The 20,877-nt window shown below is 54.5% G+C and carries 11 protein-coding genes; all 11 read left to right on the top strand.

Annotation, left to right across the window (positions count from 1 at the left end):
* Positions 1–59 precede the first annotated feature (59 nt).
* The 11 genes from N0M98_RS07810 (at position 60) to N0M98_RS07760 (ending at position 20,647) form a co-directional block, all read left to right on the top strand.
* Positions 60–971: a carbohydrate ABC transporter permease gene (locus N0M98_RS07810; RefSeq protein WP_249864812.1), complete on the top strand. Its 912-nt coding sequence runs from the start codon at positions 60–62 to the stop codon at positions 969–971.
* A gap of 15 nt (positions 972–986) precedes the next feature.
* Entirely contained in the window at positions 987–1,886 is a 900-nt protein-coding gene (locus N0M98_RS07805; protein WP_259617477.1) for a carbohydrate ABC transporter permease, read from the top strand.
* A gap of 130 nt (positions 1,887–2,016) precedes the next feature.
* A complete protein-coding gene (locus N0M98_RS07800; RefSeq protein WP_259617476.1) occupies positions 2,017–3,393 on the top strand; it encodes an ABC transporter substrate-binding protein in 1,377 nt (458 codons plus the stop codon).
* A gap of 86 nt (positions 3,394–3,479) precedes the next feature.
* Positions 3,480–4,607 (top strand): alginate lyase family protein, encoded by a 1,128-nt coding sequence (locus N0M98_RS07795; protein WP_259617554.1) that lies wholly within the window; start codon positions 3,480–3,482, stop codon positions 4,605–4,607.
* A 112-nt stretch (positions 4,608–4,719) separates the two neighbouring features.
* Positions 4,720–9,618: a DUF2252 family protein gene (locus tag N0M98_RS07790; RefSeq protein WP_259617475.1), complete on the top strand. Its 4,899-nt coding sequence runs from the start codon at positions 4,720–4,722 to the stop codon at positions 9,616–9,618.
* Positions 9,619–9,889: 271 nt separating this feature from the next.
* Entirely contained in the window at positions 9,890–12,178 is a 2,289-nt protein-coding gene (locus N0M98_RS07785) for a helix-turn-helix domain-containing protein (RefSeq protein ID WP_249864808.1), read from the top strand.
* A 258-nt stretch (positions 12,179–12,436) separates the two neighbouring features.
* A complete protein-coding gene (locus tag N0M98_RS07780; RefSeq protein ID WP_259617553.1) occupies positions 12,437–13,363 on the top strand; it encodes an ABC transporter permease in 927 nt (308 codons plus the stop codon).
* A 3-nt stretch (positions 13,364–13,366) separates the two neighbouring features.
* Complete coding sequence (locus N0M98_RS07775; protein ID WP_259617474.1) at positions 13,367–14,239, top strand: carbohydrate ABC transporter permease; 873 nt, start codon at positions 13,367–13,369, stop codon at positions 14,237–14,239.
* 56 nt (positions 14,240–14,295) lie between these two features.
* A complete protein-coding gene (locus N0M98_RS07770; RefSeq protein WP_259617473.1) occupies positions 14,296–15,840 on the top strand; it encodes an extracellular solute-binding protein in 1,545 nt (514 codons plus the stop codon).
* Between the two features lie 30 nt (positions 15,841–15,870).
* Entirely contained in the window at positions 15,871–17,217 is a 1,347-nt protein-coding gene (locus N0M98_RS07765; protein ID WP_259617472.1) for an FAD-dependent oxidoreductase, read from the top strand.
* Positions 17,218–17,383: 166 nt separating this feature from the next.
* Positions 17,384–20,647 carry a hypothetical protein gene (locus N0M98_RS07760; RefSeq protein WP_259617471.1) on the top strand — a complete coding sequence of 1,088 codons (3,264 nt, stop codon included), beginning with the start codon at positions 17,384–17,386 and terminating at the stop codon, positions 20,645–20,647.
* The last annotated feature ends 230 nt before the right edge of the window (positions 20,648–20,877 follow it).

Genomic DNA, 20,877 nt, shown 5'->3' with positions numbered 1-20,877 from the left:
GCCGAGCGCCCGTATACTTGGTTTAGCAAACACAACAGGAGAAAGGAGATTAACCGTCAATGTTACTCAAAAAAAAATGGAGAGAGTATTCCGGTCCGTATCTTATGGTGCTTCCATGCGTTATATTGCTTGCTCTCTTTACGATTTACCCGATGGGCTGGGCGTTCAAATATATGTTTTACGATTACGACGGCTTTTCCGACGCGAGGTTTATCGGGATGGACAACTTCGTCCGCCTGTTTACCCGGGACGCCGAATTTTGGCAGTCCGTAAGGAACACCGGGGTGTTTACGTTCGGCAAGCTAATTGTGACGCTGCCGCTGGCGCTGATTCTGGCGTTTATTTTGAACCAGAGCCGGCTTTTCGGTAAAAACACAATCCGCGCGATTCTGTTCATGCCGACGATTATTAGTGCGGCGGTCATTTCGCTCGTATTTTACCTGATGTTCAACTCGTACAACGGCATTATAAACAACGTTCTTATTCAATTCGGCATTATCCAATCCCCCATCGAATGGCTCGGCATTAAATACTCGATGGCGACGGCGATTATCGTGGCGATCTGGGGAGCGCTCGGCAATTACATGGTGCTTTTCCTCGCCGGACTGCAGGGCATTCCGAACGATCTGTACGAAGCCGCTTCGCTCGACGGCGCCAACAAAACTCAGCAGTTCATCCACGTCACGATTCCGATGCTCGGACCCGTGATGCAGATCATCATCATGTTGGCGATCGTAAATACACTCAAGAGCTATGAAGGCATCATGGTATTGACCGCCGGAGGACCTGTTGGAAAAACGGAAGTGATGTATTTATACATCTATAAGCTGTTCTTCCCGGTATCCGAAGGAGAAGCGGTTGTGCAGCAATACGGCTACGGGGCTGCGGCCGGCTTCGTATCGGCCTTGATTGTCGGAATCATTACCGGACTATATTTGTTTATCTCGCGCAAATCCAGCGAGTCGCATTAAGGAGGTCAGCCAACTATGAACAGCATTTCTTCAAGAGTCAATCCGGCCGGCGGCATGGGGGCCAAATCCTCCGTTCGCCTCGCTTCGATGATCGGTTGGGTGATCGTTTGGCTGTTTTTGCTCGTAATCGTATTTTCCATTCTTTATCCGGTTTTGTTTACTTTATTCGGCTCGCTCAAAACCAACTCCGAGCTGCTCGGCAGCACAAACATGATACCCAAAGCTTGGCAGTGGCCTAATTACATCGAAGCTTGGAAAAAAGCGAATTTTGCGCTGTATACGTGGAACAGCTTATTCATTTCCGTCATATCGACGGTGATGAACCTGATCATCTGCTCTATGGGCGCTTATGCGCTGGCAAGAAGGAATTTCCCTGGACGAGGAACGATCATGTTCGTGCTTGCTGCGACGATGTTTATTACGATCGGCGCGATTACATATCGCCCTCTGTACGATATGATGAAGACGGTTCATATGCATAAATCGCTGTGGAGCATCATTTTGATTTTTATCGGCACTCACTTGTCGTTCTATATTTTCCTATTGGAACGTTTCGTTAAAGCGGTTCCGAAGGATCTGGACGAAGCAGCCACCATCGACGGATGCGGATTTTTCGGAATATATTGGCGGGTCATTTTGCCGCTGCTTGGGCCGGGACTCGGCGTAGTCGGTCTGTTTACGTTCCGCGATGCATGGAATCAATACATTTTGCCGCTTATTTTTACAATGACGAACCCAAGCCTGAGGCCGCTGACGGTGGGGGTCATTTCCTTGAAGTACTCAACGAACGCCGCTGCGGAATGGCACCTGATGCTCGCCGGCTCCATGCTGTCGATACTGCCTATTCTGGTCGTCTATTTCATGACCAACAAGTCCTTTATCGGCGGAATTACAAGCGGTTCGGTAAAAGGGTAACAAGAGGGGCAAGGATCGCAAAAAAATCCCCCCTCTCCGGAAATTTACCGCTCTACCGCTCTGAAGCTATGAAATTTATAATCAGCTATAGATAACGAAACCGAATTAGAATAAGGAGATGCAGCAAACGATGAAGAGCAAAAAACAAGCAGCTGTAGCCGGACTTCTGGCGCTTTCGCTGATTGCGGCGGGCTGTGCAACGACAGAACCGACTGACAACGGCAAAGGTAATGCCACCGCCTCCGGACAAAAGATGAAACTGAAGTTTTGGACAAACGCCCGTCACGACACCGATCTGATGCAGGAGAAAATCAAGCAGTTCAACGAAACGAATAAAAGCAATGTCGAAGTCGAATATCAAGTGATGACCGATAACTACGAGCAGGCGTTACAAACAGCCATTCTGGCCGGAGAAGCGCCGGACATCATGAACGCCAAGAGCAAGCTCGCGATCAACGATTTGGTTAAAATGAAGGCTATCGAGCCGCTTGACAGCTATATCACACCGGAGCTGAAGACGAGATTCGGCGAAAATCTTCTTAAGCTGGACGGCATCAACTCATTCGACGGCAAGCTTTACAGTCTGCCTAACTACGGCTCGACCTTCCGTTTGATCTACAACAAGGATTTGTTCGCCAAGGCGGGACTTACCGAACCGCCGAAATCGCTTGACGAGCTTGTCGCCTATGCGCAAAAAATTACCGAAGCCGGCAAAGCGGAGGGTGTATACGGCTTCGCGCTCAATATGAAAAATCCGGTGGCCGCTTACGAGCGAAGCATCATGCCGATGATGCGTCTGGACGGCAAGGACATCTATGATTGGAAAACCGGTAAATACGATTTCTCCACACTGAAGCCGTATGTGGAAACGATCAAGAAAATCGTCGACAATAACAGTATGCTGCCGGGTTACGAATCGCTCGACATCGACCCGCTCCGAAATCAATTTGCCGCCGGCAAGATCGGGATGTACATGTCTCTATCCGCCGAACCTAGCGTGTATGACTCCCAGTTTCCGACCAAAATCAACTGGGGCGTAGCGCAAGTGCCGACCAATGACGGCCAAGCACCGAAAGGAGCTAACTATATTAACGCGGCCGGCAATTGGCTGTATATCTCTTCGACCAGCGAACATAAGAAAGAAGCATGGGAATTCATGCAGTTCATTTATAGCGACGATGTGCTCGTTCCGTACTTCGAGCAAGGCAAAGGAGTTGCCCTTATCCCTTCCGTAATCTCGCAAGCGAAAGAGCCGTCGTTGAAAAACTTCAAGGATTTTGCGCCGAAGGACGACGCGATTTGGCCGGTGTATCCGGTTCATAAGGTGGAAGGAAAAGCATGGCAAAGCGTCGTTGCGGAGTACATTCTCGGCGTGCTTCCGCTCGATAAAGCGATCGATGATATGAACAAGCGCTACAACGAAGGACTTGACACCGCGGAGAAGGACGGCACCGTCAAGCGCGTAGTCATCCCTGATTTCAACGCGAGAAGCCTTATCAGTAAATAATAAACCGATATAAATACCGCTGTATGGTGCCGAACGACGCTGTACAGTGGTATTTTTATAAAGAGGAGCTGTTTCTATTGCCATTTATGACATCCGTCGGCCGGGATCGCCTGGAGCGTTTGTTTAACCCGGATCTCATGATACGAAAAGCGAAGATGTCCTTGGAGGCTGAACCGGTCCATATTACCGACGCGGTTGCTATGATGAGTCCCGGTAATATGCACGACTATTATTCGAATGGCGACTATTGGTGGCCGAATCCGGGAACTCCGGACGGATTGCCCTACATCCGCAGAGATGGCGAAAGTAATCCGGACAATTTCCACAGCCACCGCATCCTGCTGCGGCAGATGAGAACCCATGTCGCCCGGCTCGCCAGCGCTTACGCCGTTACGGGGCAGGAGGAGTTCGCCGATAAGGCCGTGCTATTCTTGAAGCGTTTTTTTCTGGACGAGGAGACTCGAATGAACCCTCATCTCCTATACGCGCAAGCGATTCCAGGCGTTTGTGAAGGCAGGGGAATCGGCATCATTGATACGCTGCATTTGATTGATGTTCCGATCGCGGTTCAGGCGCTGCTGTCTTCTCCGCATATGTGCGAGGAAGTCGCGGCAGGCTTGAAGCTATGGTTCGCCGATTATCTGCGTTGGATGAGCACGCATGCGAACGGGCTCGAAGAGATGAACGAGTGTAACAACCACAGCGTTTGCTGGTTTGTTCAAGCTGCCGTATTCGCCCATTTTACCGGAAACGACGCCATGATGGATTTTTGCAGAAAAAGGTACAAAGAAAAGCTGCTGCCCGATCAAATGGATGTGGACGGAAGCTTCCCGCGGGAGCTGGCCCGCACCAAGCCGTACGCGTATTCGATCTTTCAATTGGATAATCTGGTGACGCTATGCCATGTGCTTTCGACGCCTGAGGACAACTTATGGACCTACCGCCTTCCGGATGGCCGCAGCATTGAGCAGGGGCTTCGATTTCTGTTCCCGTACCTGGTTAATAAGGAAAGCTGGCCTTACCCGCCCGATGTAGAAGCCTTCGATGGTTGGCCTGTGGGCATGTCTTCACTGCTGTTTGCGGGATTGGCCTTGAAGCGGAATGAATGCGTCGATCTGTGGGTTTGCCTCGAGAAGGACCCGCAGGACACGGAAATTCGGCGCAATATGGCGATCCGGGAGCCGCTTTTGTGGCTGCTGCAAGGACGTCGATAAACGTTGTTCTCATTGAATTTTTTACATTGGCTTAATCTCTCTGCCCCTCTCATTTTACATTCAGATGATAGAATAGCTTAAGATTTGGAGATGAGAGAGGAGTACGAACGATTTGAGAACATTAAATCAACGCTGGATGGCCTCCATCCTTGCGGCGGCAGTAGCGGTTCAGTCGCTGTGGACGGTCGCAGGGACGAGCTATGCGGCAGCATCGTCCGCCTGTACAGTCAAGATCGGCAATCTGGCGGAGAACGTGGTTATCAGCCAGTTTTACGGGGGAAAAGCGAACGATACGGATAGTCTGTACGCGCAGGATTTTGTCGAATTATTTAACCCGACCGCCCAGGACATCCCGCTCTCGGGCTGGTCCGTTCAATTTGCCGATAACGGCAAGAGCAATTGGAAAAAAGTCGATTTAGGTACTAAAACGGCGGATATTCCCGCCTACGGCTATTATTTGATCGGGCTCGGCAGCAACGGAACGGTCGGCGCAAACAAGAACCTGCCGTCTTCGGACGCCGAACAACCCGCCTTCAAGCTGGACAACAACCTCGGCAAGCTGGTCCTATCGAACCAGTCCAGCGCATTGACGGCCGCAGACCCGATGGCTGATCCGCTGGCAAGCAGCGTCGTCGATTTCGTCGGGTACGGTGCCGTCGACGCCTATTGCGGCACACCGGCTCCCGAAGCCGGCAAAAAAAATACGATTCAACGCTACGTCTTCGATCCGTTGAATCCTGCGACAAGCAGACCGGCTGCAGCCTATCCGAACCGCGGCAACAACTGGGATACAAGAAACAACGGACGAGATTTCGAGAAGGTCAACAGCGCAAAACCGCGCAATTCGGACAGTACGGCGGCTTATGCGATTGCGGAAAGCAGCCAGACCGTGCGGATGAGCTCAAGCTCCGATGTGGACCCCGACTATAATGCGATCACGCTGAAGGCCGTCAACGGCATCGTCAAGCAGGGCGCGTGGGATGCCGGCGATTTCGCCGTAGTAGGGCTTCCTGCCGGTCTGACAGCGGCGGCCAGTGCCAACGGCGACGAGATCAAGCTCACAGTAACCGGAGACGGCTCCGGCAATGTCGCTGCGGACACCGACCTTGCGGTCAGCATTTTTCCCGGCGCATGGAATCAGACGAACCGTCCGACCGCTGCCGTCATCGCCGACCAGGGGCCATATACGATTACGTTGGCCAAATACACGCCCGCCAACAAGATCGTCGGCGCGCCGGAACCGGCATCGTCGGCAATCCGCATGAGCGGGGCGAAGGAATTGAACGCTCAGTTCCAAATTCAGCTGTCCGCGGGCGTGCCTTGGGACAGCGTCATCAGCTCTACTTATTACAGCGTGAACGGGTTGCCCGCAGGCGATTGGACGATCAAGGCCGAGGGGCGGAGCAAAGACAGCATGATCCTTTTCTCCGTTGCCGGCATAGCGAATTCGCCCGTGATGAACACGATGCAGCTCAGCGTAACCTTGAACGGTTCGGCTGTGCAGGGCGAAGGCTGGCAGGATTCCGATCCGATTACGGGAATCTCGCTGCTTCGTTACAGCCAGCCTGTCCGTTCCGACGAGGCGCGCAAAAACGCTGTGAAGCAAAATATTATAGCGGACAACACGTTCTTTAACGATCCGGCGATCAAAGCCTATAAATATGGAAGCGACGTGATGGGAGCGAACGCGTTTACGTTTTTCCGCGGCACGAACGCTTTATTCCGCTCGGACCTGAATTCCGGTGTCATCCCTTCTCCAGGCACGGTCATCCCCGGCTGGAAGGAAATTTTAACTTATACGCAAGGCGACGCCCACATTCAAAACGTGGGAACTTTTAACGATAACAAAGGCGCTATGGTATTCGATCTGAACGATCCCGATTCCGCCGGTATCGGAAGCTTTTATAACGATTTGCTGCGTTTTGTAACGAGTGTTTACGTCGTGAAATCCGATAAGGACAGCACAGGCATTTCCAGCCTTCAAGACGCCGATTTTCGCGATGTGTCCCAGACCTTCCTGGAAACGTACAAAAACACTCTGCTCGACATCCGCAGCGATGCCGCCCGCAAAGCGGACAAGCTGACGAGAAGCAATGTAACCACTTATACGCAAAAAGTGATGGACAAGGTATCTACCGGCTCCTACGACGAAGCGCTGCAAAAGCTGCTGGGCAAGCGGGCGGCGAACGGAAAGATTAAAATCGTCGGCAACGAGGACAAGTATGAACCGGCATCCGAGGCTGAGATCGCAGAGGTTACAGCCGCTTGGGAAGCCTACAAGGCCGAGCTTAGAAGGAACTTCCCGAATCTGGACGATGAGCAGTTCAACTCTTATTTCACGATTAAAGACATCGCACGGCGCATCCATCAGGGCATCGGCAGCGTAGGCGCGACACGCTATAACGTTCTGATCGAAGGAGCGAGCGCGGCCGGCACGGACGACATTTTGCTCGATGTCAAGGAGCAGCTGCGGGATGCGTACTTGTCCAAAGACGCTTATCTCAAAATGTCGCCGGATACCGACGCCTACCTGGGCGTATTGAAGGGCTCCGGCTGCTCCTACCTGGTGCGGGAAGTATCGCCATTTAAAGGAGATTACACCGACAAAACTTTCTCCAATAAAGCCGATCTGGAGCAATACGTAACGGATGCGGCAAAAGCTTACGCTTATGCGCATGCCCGTTTGAACGGCATATCCGCACAATTGAACTACAAGTTCGAGGATCGATTTGCGGCGCAGATCGTTCCGGTCTGGGGAGATTTGGAAGCCTTCATCTTAAACGCCGCCGAAGACTATTCGCATCAGGTTGCGGCCGATTTTGCGCTGGTCCACAGCGACATGCTGGCCGGTAAGCTGATCGACGTATCGACGCTGGACGCATTGTCCGTCAATGCGGGCGCGTTGTCCCCGCCCTTCGCAGCCGGAGTGACCCAGTATGAGGTAGCCGTCGATCACACGATAACGTCCATCGAGATGAAAGCGACGGCTACGGACAGCAAAGCGACGCTCACGGCCAAGGGCAGCCCGTATGCCAGCGGAACTGTGCAATCGTTCAGTCTGTCCGTCGGAACCAATGCCATTCCGTTCACTATAACGGCGCAGGATGGCTCCGTCCGTACGTATACCGTAAATGTGACCCGGGGAGCGGCAGCAGAAACCGGCAGCGCTGAACTGAGCGGATTGACGCTGTCGAACGGAACGATGAGTCCCGCTTTTTCGCCGGATATTACTGCGTATACGGCTCAAGTCGGCAACGGCGTATCGAGTCTTGCCGTCACGGCTAACGTATACGACTCTGCAGCCGAATTGACGGTGAACGGCCTTCCGGCAGCGAGCGGACAAGCGAGCGCCGCCATCCCGCTTAATGTAGGCGGCAACGTCATCGAAATTGCGGTTGCGGCAAAAGACGGCGTGAGCAAGACGTATACCGTAAACGCGGTCAGAGCGGCTGCCATCACGGCAAGCGGCGATACGCCGGTGCAAATCGCGAGCGATCCTGTATCGATCAGCGTCCCAGCAGGCGCTGCAAACGCCAGGATTGCCGTTACTCCTGTAACCGAAGGAGACCGGAAGGAAGCGATGCTTCCGCTCATCGAAGTCCAGGCGGCGACTACGCTGGGCAATGTGACGGCGGTGTTCCCGGCCGGGACGAAAGTATCGGCTTCCGCCGGCTGGGACGGCACGATCCGGCTTCCGGAGATACGGAGCAGCAGCGGCGTTATCGTCAGTAACGCTATTGTGAACGCCGTTATTGAAGTCGGCGCGCCGGACGAATCGCTAATTTTCGATCAGGCCGTACGCTTGCTCATCCCGAATCAGGGAGGGAATTTGGCCGGCTTCATCAAGGACGGCGCGGTCGTACCGATTACGGGCACGGTGACGGAGGATACTCAAGAGGCGGCTAACCGGGAAATTGCGGACGGCGGAGATGCGGTTATGACGGTAGGCGGCGATCTGGTCATATGGACGAAGCATTTCACCCAATTTGTCGTTTACGCGCCGGTTACCCCTTCGAACCGCCGGAACGGCGGCGGAGGCGGCGGCAGCGCATCGGTCAATACCGGAACGGTCTCGGGTGTCGACGGAGGAACGCTGACCTTGAACGGAGTTCGGATCGAAGTTCCTGCGGCGGCTTCGGACAGCTCCATGCAAATAACCGTTAACCAAGTAAGCGATACCGCGGGCTTGCCGACAAATCAGGCATGGGTTCTGCTAAGCGACGTCTATGAGATTACGAAGGATCGGGACGGCGACTTCGTCAAGCCTATTGTCATTACGCTTCCTTACGACAACGCGAAGGTGGATGCGAACCAATATACGATTGGGCTGTACTGGCTGAACGAGCAGACACGCGAATGGATACCGTTGGATGATCAGCGTGTGAACACGGCCGGCGCAGAAGTATCCGGCTCTGTCGCGCATTTTACTAAATTCGCCGTGCTGGGCATCGAAAAAACCGGCACGACCGAAACGCCTCAGACTAGCGGAGTGAATTTCTCCGATATGAAGGGGCACTGGAGCGAAGCAAGTGTCAAAGATTTGGTGCGGCTTGGCGCGATCAACGGCTATCCGGACGGCACGTTTAAACCGGATAACCGTATCACAAGAGCCGAATTCGTGACGGTTATCGTCAAAGCCTTCGGACTGCAGCAGCAAAACGGCAAAAGCTTCGCCGACACTCGGGGACATTGGGCGCAGGAGGCGATTGCAACGGCAGCGGCGATCGGTATCGTCGACGGGTACGAGGACGAGGCCTTCGGTCCGGACGACTTGATTACCCGCGAACAAGCGGCGGCGATCGTAGTTCGCGTCGCGCACATCGAACTGAGCGCCAACGACATCAGCTTCGCGGACGAGGCGGAGGTATCCGAGTGGGCTCGTGCGGCGCTTGCCGCCGCAGCAGTCAAAGGATTGATTAACGGATACGAAGAAGGTACCGTAAGGCCTAAAGTGAACACGACCCGCGCCGAGGCGGCGGCAATTGTGCTGAGAGCCTTGCAATTGAAATAGATACTAAGATGAAGAAGCTGCTTCCTGTCTGGTCGTTCTGACGGGAAGCAGCTTTTCTCGTGGGGGGCGGAAGCATACCTGAACGGATAAGCGATTGTACGATCCCCGGTCAAACTGCATCACGAACGATGCCGAATCGTTCTTCATAACCTCGGCGCTGCCTTCGCCCGACAATCCGTTCTAATGATTATGCCCTGATTATGGACTTCCTTCGGTCTCGTCTCTATAATTAGGAGAAACATTAGGCACAACGGCTTGCGAGGGAGATCCTATGAAAATTCGTTCCAGCAAATATTTCACACGTCTCTTGATGTACAGTCTGCTCATCGGTTCTATTCCGGCTATCGTCGTCGGAATCATCTCCTATTATAAAGCCTCCTCGATCGTTCAGGACAAGGTCAACCATAGCAGCATGGCGACGCTTCAGCAGACCCAGCTTCGCGTGGAGCAAATTCTTAAGACGATCGATCATTCGGTTACACAGTATATTGGCTCGCCCCTTGTCGTGAATGCGATGTCGCTTCCTTACTCGGCAGCCCATTATCAGATTTATAATGAAATGTACCAGAACATGGTGCGCAGCCAAACCTTCGAGCTGACGATCAACAATATGACGATACTGAATTTGAAAGGTCAATGGGGCGTCGACAACAACAATATTTTTACATTCGACGACATCAAGAATCCGGATCGGCTTCTCCGATATGAGAAGCTGCCTTCATTTTCTCTGTGGGTAACGGATGAGGACGAGAGTTCGCCAAGCATTCATCTTGTGAAGAAAATTCCGCTGAATTCGCTGAAAGCCGACGGACTGGCCATCGTGACCATCGCCGAATCGCAGCTGGCGAGACTTCTGGCGGCCGACAACCGGATCGGCAGCATCATGGTCATGGATCAAGATTATCGTCTGTTGTCCCGAAGCGATCCCATTGTTCAGCCATCCGGCTTGGAGCAGCTGGCCGCCGAGGTGCAAAGGCGAAGCGAAACGGAAGGGCAATTCAACGTAGAGCTTGACGGGGATAACACAAGCGTTATCATGCGCAGATCAAGCTATAATGGCTGGATTTATGTATCTGCCGTATCCATAAAGGATATTACACAGGATTCCCGCTCAATAGGCTGGGTCACTCTGTTTGTATGCCTGCTTACGGTTCTGGTAACCGGCGGGCTGGCGCTGTTGGGCTCCCGTACGTTCTATCGGCCGGTTCGGAATTTGGTTGCGACGATGGCCGACAGATTCGGAGAGCCGCCGGAAGAAGCCCGCACCGATGAATTCGCCATGATCGGCAATCGGCTGCAATCGATGCTGCAGACGGAATCCCGTCTCGTGGCTCAACTTACGGGACAAGTGCGGGAACTGAAGCAGTTTTTTGTCATGAAGCTGATTCGCGGCGAGGAGAAAGAGTCTCAGCTGCCGGCCAGATGGAAAGAGTACGGATATCACGCCGATTGGGAGTGGCATGCCGTGCTCGCCATTCAGATCGATTCTCTGGAGAAGTCCCAGTATAATGAAAATGACCGTGATCTGCTGCTCTTCGCCATCGCCAATATCGCCGGCGAGCTGATTCCCGCCGAGGAACGGCTGGACCCCGTGCTGCTGGAACAATCCCAGATTACGGTCGTCGGAGGCGCCGGAACTACGGACGAGGAGTACAAAAACCGGTTGTTTGCCATGGCGGAGCTGATCCGGAGAACGGTGCTGCATTATCTGAAGCTGCAAATTAGCATCGGCATCAGCCGTCCGGAGAAGCGGCTCATCGATATTTCCGTCTCCGCCGAGCAGGCGCTGGAGGCGCTTCGCTACCGGGTTCGTTACGGCCCGGAATCCGTTCTGTTTATCGACGATGTCCAGCCCGAGGACGTAGTAACCAGCGTGTTCCCGCACCGTGCGGCCAAAGAGCTGTACGATGCGGTTAAGCTGGCGGAGCGGACAAGGGCTGAAGAGCTGCTGGAACGCTGCATCGGACTTATTTTTCAAGAACAAGCCGACTGGCGCCAATACCGGATGGCATTGGTCAGGCTGTACACGATGCTGACTGAGCTCGGACAGTCCGAGACAACAGCCGACACCAAGAAGGATACGGAGACGGAATTGCCGCCCGATCAGGAAAAGCAGCTTTTTGACAGACTGCTCGATCTTACATCCCAAGAGGAAATTCGCCTCTGGTTCAGCGATACGGTCATTGCCCCGATCATGCGCAGGCTGGAGCAGCAGAGCAAGTCTCACGCCAAGAAAATATCGGATCAGCTAGCGGATTTGATCCACCGGCGCTTCGACACCGAGCTTACCCTGGAGGCATGCGCGAAGCAATTGAATTACCATCCTAACTATTTGGGGCCGCTTTTCAGCAAGGAAAAAGGGATCAGCTTCAGCGAGTACCTGCAAAACTACCGTTTGCAGACGGCGAAGCAATGGCTGGTCGAGACGGATATGAAGATCGCGGAAATCGCGGAACGGTTAACCTACACCAATCCCCAAAATTTCATCCGTTTTTTTCGCAAGATGGAGAATATGACGCCCGGACAATACAGGGAATTGCACGGCCATCATAAAATATAAACGTTGTAGTCCGAAGACCCCCGCGATAGGTTTCCCAGCCTGTCGTCGGGGGTCTTCTTCATGTTGATGTGAACATGATTATTCCGAACGTGATGATGATTATAGCCCCCGCAGCGGCAAACTCCCTTCCTGATGATTATCCTTCGATTATAGACGCCGGCTTGCCGGCCGCTTATCGTGAAGATACGCACAAAAAAGACACGAAACACGAAGGTGGAGTCGAAGATGAATCAAATCAAAGGGAATCTTGCGCTGGATATGTCTGCCGCTAAGCCGAAGAAACTTTATTTCTGGGGCCAGATACGGAGGAACAAATGGCTGTACGGGATGCTGGCCCCCGGGGTGCTTTACTTCCTGTTGTTCAAATATGCCCCTATGTGGGGACTTCTTATGGCCTTCAAGGATTATCAGCCTTACTTGGGTTTTTTTGGAAGCAAGTGGGTCGGCATGAAGCACTTCGAGCGGCTGTTCCATGATCCGGCATTCTGGATGCTTCTAAGGAATACGCTGGTGCTGGCCGGATACAATATCATCTTCTTTTTTCCCGCACCGATCCTGCTCTCTCTGATGATTAATGAAGTGCGCCGGGAGAAATTCAAACGGGCCGTACAAACCGTCATCTACGTCCCGCATTTTGTCTCTTGGGTCGTGGTGGTCGGCATCGCCTACACGTTCTTTACGATCGACGGAGGACTGGTCAACGAAGCCTTCATGGCGATGGGCGGGAACAAGATCAATTTTCTCGCCAGCGCGGACTGGTTTAGAACTATGATCACATTGGAAGTGATTTGGAAGGAAACGGGATGGGGAACCATTATATTTCTCGCCGCCTTGGCCGGAGTCGACCCTCAGCTTTACGAAGCCGCCAAAATGGACGGTGCGGGAAGGCTGCGCCAGCTATGGCATGTGACGCTTCCGGCCATCCGTTCTACCATTATTATTCTGTTTATTCTCCGGCTCGGCACGTTTCTGGATACGGGCTTCGAGCAAATCTTCCTGATGCTGAACCCGATTAACCGCGAGGTCGGGGAAGTGTTCGACACTTATGTATATACGGCGGGGATTACGCAAGGACAGTTCAGTTTCAGCACTGCCGTCGGTCTTTTCAAGTCGGTCGTCGGATTTGTACTGGTCATCGGCTCCAATTGGTTTGCCAAAAAAATCGGCGAGGAAGGGGTGTACTAATCGATGCATCAACAAAACCGAAGCTGGGGTACCCGTCTGTTCGACTGGGCGAACGCAGCCATCCTGCTGTTGGTAGCGGCTGTGATGCTCATCCCGTTTCTATATATTATACTGATTTCCTTCGCGACGGAGCAGGAGGTGCTGGCCAAAAGCTTCCTCGTATTTCCGACGAAATTCTCGCTTGAGGGCTACCGCTACATCTTCTCTACGACCATACTGCTTCGCAGTCTGGCCGTTACCATCGGGGTGACGGTAATAGGGACGCTTGTGAACCTGCTGCTGACGGTGCTAATGGCGTATCCGCTGGCGCGCAAAGATTTGTACGGACGCCGGCCCGTCATGCTTATGGTTATTTTCACGATGGTGTTCAACGCAGGGATCGTGCCGACCTTCTTGATCGTCAAATCATTGCATCTTACCAATACCTACTGGGCGCTTATCATTCCCGGCGCAATCAGTGCTTTTAATATGATTATCATCAAAAACTTCTTCCAGCAGCTGCCTGACGGGTTGGAGGAATCGGCCAAGATCGACGGCTGCAACGACCTTGGAATTTTATTCCGGATTGTCATCCCGCTATCGCTGCCCGCTCTCGCGACCTTCGCGCTGTTCTATGCGGTAACTCATTGGAACACGTTCCTGAGCGCTATTTTGTACATCAACGATTCGAAAAAATGGCCGATCCAGGTTCTGTTAAGACAGATCGTCATCTTGTCGGAGAAGGGGCTGTCCGATATGAACGAGGCGCCTCCGCCGCCGTCCAAGATTATTAACATGGCGGTTATCGTGTTTTCCACGATCCCGATTTTGTCGGTGTACCCGTTTTTGCAAAAGCACTTCGCCAAGGGAGTGCTGCTCGGTTCGGTTAAAGGATGAACCTATCGTTCATCTTTTGATACAATATTTTTAAGTATGACTAGGGGGAAGAAGACATGAAACAGTTCAATCGCAAAATGGCATTAACGGGTATCGCGGCTATCGTGACGGCCGCCGGTTTGTCGGCGTGCGGCGGTAATGGAGGCAACCAGGAAGAGAAGAACGCGAATGCGGCGGCCGGCGGGCCGTTAACATTCACGATGATGAACCAGTATACGTCGACCGAGCCTCCCAAGGCCGACAATCCGATTGTCAAGAAGATCGAGGAATACACGAATACCAAGATCAATACCACTTGGGTTCCGGCGTCCGCTTACAATGACAAGGTTAACGTCTCCATCGCCTCCAATGACCTGCCTCAGGTACTGATGATCGGGGATACCAAATCGTCATCCATTATCAATGCGGAGCGGTCGGGCATGTTCTGGGAGATCGGGCCTTATCTCAAGGAGTTTCCGAATCTGAGCAAGTACAACGCCAATGAACAGGTGCTGAACAATATTTCCGTGGACGGCAAGGTGTACGGGCTATACCGCGCCAGAGCGCTGGCCCGCCAGGGCATCGCCTTCCGCCAGGATTGGCTGGATAATCTGGGCTTGCAGCAGCCGAAGACGATCGACGATCTCTACAAGGTCATCCAAGCGTTCGCCTTAAACGATCCGGACAAAAACGGCAAAAACGATACGTTCGGGCTCGTAGAGGCCGAGGATTCCGGAAACGCCGGCTCCATGGGGCTGACCGGCTTCCAGACGATCGCTTCGTTCTTCGGGGCGCCCAACCAATGGGATATTCAGGACGGCAAAGCCGTTCCCATGTTCATGACCAAAGAAAATATGGACGCCATGAAATTTTATAAGAAGCTCTACGACGAAAAGCTGATTAACCAGGATTTTGCGGCAACCAAAGGCAGCAAGCAGCAGGAGCAATTTTATCAAGGCAAGGCCGGCATGCTGTTTACGACCCTGGACTTCGTGATCACCGGAGGAAACGAGCTGAAGAAAGCGAATCCGGCCGCCAAGATCGATATTGTCAGCAGAATTCAAGGACCTAAGGGAGAGCGGGTGTTTGCAACCACGGGATACAACGGCATGTTCGTGTTCCCGAAAGCGACCGTCAAGTCGGAGGCGGAGCTGAAGCAGCTTCTCGGTTTCTTCGACAAAATCGTCGACGATCAAATGATGTATACGTGGACATGGGGGATCGAGGGCGTCCATTATACCAAAGGAGCGGACGGAGAACCGGTCATCTCCGACCAGACGGCGTATGCGAACGAGGTATCTCCGCTCAAGCAGCTGCCTACTTATGACGGCGCGCTGATGGTTTGGAAGGGCAAGGGAGAAGCGGACAATAAATTCCGCATCATGATGAAGGACAATGAGCCCATTGCAGTATCCAACCCGGCCGAGCCTTTGATCTCCCAGACTGCTGTGGAGAAGGGAACGGAGCTGAACAAGATCATTGCCGACGCCCGCGTCAAATTCATTATGGGAACCCTTGATGAAGCCGGCTTCAACAAAGAAGTGGAGAAGTGGCGCGCTCAAGGCGGGGATCAGATGATCAAGGATTATACGGAGCTGTATGCGAAGCAGGCCAAGAAATAATGCGGTTATGTCAAGAAAACGAGGTGCGTCATGAGCGAGTCTTTTGATTTTGATATTATTGTCGCGGGAGCGGGCGTCGGAGGAATAAGCGCGGCGCTGGCTGCGGCTCGATTGCAGATGAAAGTGCTGCTGCTTGAGCAAGCCGGGGAAGTGGGGGGAACAGGCGTATTTTCCAGCGTATCGCTGATATGCACCTTCCGGGATTCGCAGGGCAGACCGATTACGAGCGGCATTCACCGGGAGTTATTTCCGGCCGCATATACGCATTACAATGAGAAGCTGGTTCCCACTTACGACGAGCAGGAGCTGAAGGCTGCGTACGAGAGGCTGTTGGCCTCCGAACCGACCCTTACGTTATGGACGAACTGTCAGGTGACGCAAGCGGACCGGCAGGACGGACGCATTGTCCGTCTGCATATCGAGGGCAGCCGCACGGCTGCGGTTACCGCCAAAGTATACCTCGACGCCACGGCTGACGGCAACCTTTCCGCGCTGGCGGGAATGGAGTATCAACTGGGCAGAGAAGGCGACGGTAAGCTGCAGTCCGCCACCGCCACCTTCAAGGTCAGCGGGATCGACTGCTCCCTGCTGAAGGAGCCGGATATTCGGCAATGGCAGGCCATTCATTCGCTGCGCAAGGAGCTGCTGCCTTATTATCTCGACATGAAAGCGGCGGGGCGCACCGGCAACCCCCGGCAAAGCATCACTTGTTTTCCTTATCCGGACGGAAAAGCGCTGCTGTTCAACTCCACTTCGGTGCTGGATGTAGACCCGACCCGGCCGGAAACCGTTGCCAGAGGCAAGGAGGAGGGCATTCGGCAGGCGCAGGAGTTGTTTGAGACGATCCGGCAGCATCCCGCTTTCCATCATGCGAAGCTGGATTACATTGCCCCCAAGCTGGGTATCCGGGAGGGGCGGCGCATTGTCGGAGAATATGTATTGACCGCAGAGGACTGCCTGCAGAGCAGGCGCTTTGACGATATGGTGGCGGCATGCGCCTATGCCTTGGACATTCATAGTCCGGATGGAGGCGCAACCAGGCTGGAAAGCATTCCCGAGCCGGGCTATTACCATATCCCGTACCGTTCGCTGATTCCCAAGGGCTGCGCCAATCTATTGCTCAGCTCGCGCTGCATCAGCGGCACTCACGAAGCCCACAGCTCCTACCGGATCATGGCTTCGGTCAGCGCCATCGGGGAAGCGGCGGGAACGGCCGCCGCGCTCTGCGTGTTCCAGGGGCTCGAGGATGTCCGGGAGGTTAACCCCGCCCACATCCGGTTCATTCTCCAGCTGCGGGGACAATTTATCGAAGGGGAGGTGGAGCGGACCCCGATGCCTGCAAACGCTGCGTGGGCGGCAGAAATGAAAGAATCTTGAAGGGCAGCAAGCTGAGCGAGCTATCGTTTCCGTATCCGGGCGGCCGGTCAGGCCGCCTGTTCCGTTACTTTTTTAGTATACGTCGAGGTGACGTCTAAATCGAAAAAAGTAAACGCTTACAATCGCCTGCGATCAACCTCTGGGCCAAGATAAAGGAGTGAAATTGATGTTCGTGAAAAAGTGGATGATCCGTTTGATGCTTGTTTTGCTTGTGGCCGTCAGCATTCTTGGAGAGACGGCGCCCCAAGCCGCCGCTGCTCAGCCGCAGGCCGACGCGGTTCTAGGTTCGCCCCCCGCGTACAACGGGGTCAGCAAGGCTTGGCCCGGCGACGCGGACAAAGATCCGGCGCATGCCGCGATGACCCAAAGCGGCACGGCGTGCTGGGCGACGTCGCAAAATCCGCTGAATCCCTATATCTATGTCGATGTCGCAAGCTCCGCGAAGCCTGCGGGCGCGACGTATGCGATTGTGGCCGTCGATTACTTTGACGCAGCGGCGACGACCATGGCTATCGAGTACGACGGCCAGAGCAACGCCTATCAGGCTACCCCGTGGATGCCCACGAGCGGCAGTCAAACTTGGAAAAGCCAGATCTTTGAACTGAGCGGAATCAAGTTCGCCAACGGCACGAACGGCGCGGATTTCCGTCTGCGCGTTCACAGCGTTAACGGGGTCATGCCAGAAATCTGCTTCGCACGAGTCCAAGTGACCTTTGCAACGACACCGGCATTGTCGGTGATGAACCCGAGCCTGCTCTTCACAACCGATTCGGCAAGCCTTGATTTCGGTACGGTGGGCGACTCGATTTCATACGACATTGCAGATGATCAGGGCGTTAGTCTTCGCACGGGATCGATCCCCACAGGCGCCGGCGGACATGCTCCGCTATCCGTGCAGGACCTGGGGCCGGGATTCTACAACCTCACGTTCTCAAGCGTGATTGACGGCCAAACGGTAACGCACACCACAACGTTCGGCATTGTGACCAAGGCGCCGGCGGACGCGTTGAATCCCGGCTCCTTCTTCGGGATCAGCACCCATTTCGGTCACTACAAATCTATTGAAGACGGGCTGATGAACGCTTTGGCGACCATCGGCTACGGACACGTTCGAAGCGATGTGAATTGGTCGCTCATTGAAAAGCAGCCGGGCGTGTACAACTGGGCCGGGTATGACTTTGAAGCCAAGTCACAGCAGGCTCTTGGCCTCGGCATGACTCCGCAGGGTGTTCTGGCCTACAACAACGCCAATTACGACAACGGGAAAACGCCGAGCTCTGCGGCAGGTCTGGCCGCATTCGGCCAGTTCGGGAAAGCTGCCGCCGCACACTATATGGGCAAGGTCGGCGACTTCAACATCTACAACGAGTTTAACGGCACCGGCTTCAACAACGGCGCATGCGGCACTACTGCAGCCTGCTATGTGCAGATGCTTCAGGCGGTGTACGGACCGATTCACGAAGGAAACCCGGACGCGAACGTCATGGGCCCGATTACCTCCACGATTGACGATAACTGGAATAATGCCTTTTTCGCGGCCGGCGGCATCAACTACATCGATACGTTCGCGACGAATGTCTACGGCTACGCTCTGGAGGGGGCAAACACCCCGCCCGAGCACACACTGCTGGTCTCGAAGCTTCCTGCGCTGGTGCAGCAGGTGAAGCAGGCGGCCGGGAGCCGGAATGTCCCCGTGTGGATTACGGAGAACGGTTGGCCGACGTATACCCCAGGCTCCACCGAGCTCCAGCAAGCGGATAATCTGGTGCGCGCTCAAGTGCTGGCAAAGGCGGCGGGCGTGGACGTTTTCAACTGGTACTCCGCCATGGATGACGGTACGGACCCCAATAATAGGGAGCATCATTTTGGGCTGTTCAGGCAGCCGGTTGCCGGCGTAGCCGGTGTAGCCCCGAAACCGGGCGCTATCGCCAACGCCGTGCTCATTCGCACGGTGACCGGAAAGACGCTTGGCGCGCGCGACGACCTCGGTTCCGCTACCGCCTACTCGTACCCGTTCACGGGAGAAGGCTCGACGACTCGGGTGATGTGGTCCACCGGCTACGAGACCGTTGCTTTGCACACGACCCAGCCTTTGAGCATCACGAATGAGTACGGCTCAACGAAGACGGTCAATCCGACAGACGGCCAGGTCGTTCTTACGCTCACCGGCAGTCCGATCTACGTCACAGGCGGCATAAACCGCTTGGGGGCGACGCAGTCCGCGATCACAATGAAAGTTGGCAGCCAGTCGATCCAAGGAGATACGGTCCAAGTTACGGTAACTGCAGACCGGTCGAATCGCAGGACGGATCTTCCCAATGAACTGACCATCATGGCGCACGGGGCGCAGCCGGTTAAGCTGCGCACCTCTCCGGGCAAAGTAACGAGCGCCGACGTCAGCGTTCCTGCAAGCGCGCTCCTCGGTCAGCGGACCGTAGCCGTAGACGTGATGAAAGCGCAGCCGGGAAAAGGGGGCAAAAACAAGCATACGCACAATCCGAGTCTTATTGCCGGCTTGAGGGCGGCGACAACGGTCGTCAAGCCGTTCGAGATCAGCGTCCAGCCGACGATTACATCGGATGCGGCGTCCCGCAGCTACTTTCTCGACATCGCGCTGAAGAACAATCGGAGCAGCACTCTCGCGGTAACTCAAGTGACCTATCAGGTCGGGCCGGCATCAGGGACCGTATCGTCTGCGGTGTATGTCCCTGCAAGTGAAACCGCGTCGATGCGCGTCCCGCTCTCCGGCATCCCGTTGTTCGATTCCTTAAGCTATAGCGTGGCCGTCGACAGCGTCGGCGGTTCGGATGCCTTGTCCGGAACGATTTCCTACGCTCCCATCGAGCCCATAGACCACCGCACCTTGCCTGCAATCGACCTGGCAACGCAAGCGAGCTGGGTATCGATGCTGGGGACGCGCAGCGGTGACAGCGATCTAAGCGGGCAGCTGTATATGAACTACAACAATGATGCGCTTGTGATTGACGCCACGATCACAGACGACAAACATTTCGGAGCGCGCGTGCCGGGTACCATGTGGCAGACCGATTCCATCCAGTTCAGCATCTACGACCGGGCGCCGGGGCAGGCCGGAGGCGAGCGCGTCGAATTCGGCGCGGCGCTTCTCGACAGCGGACCGGCGGTATACACCTTCGCAGCGCCGGCCGGCCAGCAGGCGGGACCGACTCCCGGCGCGCAAGCGAGCATCGTTCAAAGCGGCGGCGTCATCCGCTATGTCATCTCTGTGCCGTGGGAGTCGCTCGGGTTTGACGGACCGCCGGCGCAAACCGTCGGAATGTCGTTCCTGGTGAATGACGACGATCGGGGGTCCACGGGCGATTCCCGCGACGGGTTCTTGCAGTGGGGCTCGGGAGTCGGAACGACGCCGAAGGACCCTTCGCTGTTTCGCCACGCACAGCTGGTGCAGTAAAGACGGAGCCGACCCGGAAACGGAGCCGAATTTCTCATTTCACCATTCTAGGAAAGCAGGTACAAAGACCGCTGCTCTTTGATGCGGGGAAATTTATAATAAACCTGAATTTCGAAAGCGCATAAGAATGCGGTGGCGATCATCCAGGAGCGGATCAACAACTGTGAATAAGTGGGAGTGGGACCAGCGAAATTTTGAAACCAATATCCACATGGGGATAACTCCCCCCT

It is taken from the genome of Paenibacillus doosanensis (assembly GCF_025060755.1).
In the GTDB taxonomy this organism is placed as follows: Bacteria; Bacillota; Bacilli; order Paenibacillales; family NBRC-103111; genus Paenibacillus_S; species Paenibacillus_S doosanensis.
This window is presented reverse-complemented; position numbering and strand designations above follow the sequence as displayed.

Coding starts and splice junctions, on each gene's coding strand:
- N0M98_RS07760 (WP_259617471.1), top strand. CDS start 17,384: ATGTTCGTGAAAAAGTGGATGATCCGTTTGATGCTTGTTTTGCTTGTG.
- N0M98_RS07770 (WP_259617473.1), top strand. CDS start 14,296: ATGAAACAGTTCAATCGCAAAATGGCATTAACGGGTATCGCGGCTATC.
- N0M98_RS07800 (WP_259617476.1), top strand. CDS start 2,017: ATGAAGAGCAAAAAACAAGCAGCTGTAGCCGGACTTCTGGCGCTTTCG.
- N0M98_RS07785 (WP_249864808.1), top strand. CDS start 9,890: ATGAAAATTCGTTCCAGCAAATATTTCACACGTCTCTTGATGTACAGT.
- N0M98_RS07795 (WP_259617554.1), top strand. CDS start 3,480: ATGACATCCGTCGGCCGGGATCGCCTGGAGCGTTTGTTTAACCCGGAT.
- N0M98_RS07805 (WP_259617477.1), top strand. CDS start 987: ATGAACAGCATTTCTTCAAGAGTCAATCCGGCCGGCGGCATGGGGGCC.
- N0M98_RS07765 (WP_259617472.1), top strand. CDS start 15,871: ATGAGCGAGTCTTTTGATTTTGATATTATTGTCGCGGGAGCGGGCGTC.
- N0M98_RS07775 (WP_259617474.1), top strand. CDS start 13,367: ATGCATCAACAAAACCGAAGCTGGGGTACCCGTCTGTTCGACTGGGCG.
- N0M98_RS07810 (WP_249864812.1), top strand. CDS start 60: ATGTTACTCAAAAAAAAATGGAGAGAGTATTCCGGTCCGTATCTTATG.
- N0M98_RS07780 (WP_259617553.1), top strand. CDS start 12,437: ATGTCTGCCGCTAAGCCGAAGAAACTTTATTTCTGGGGCCAGATACGG.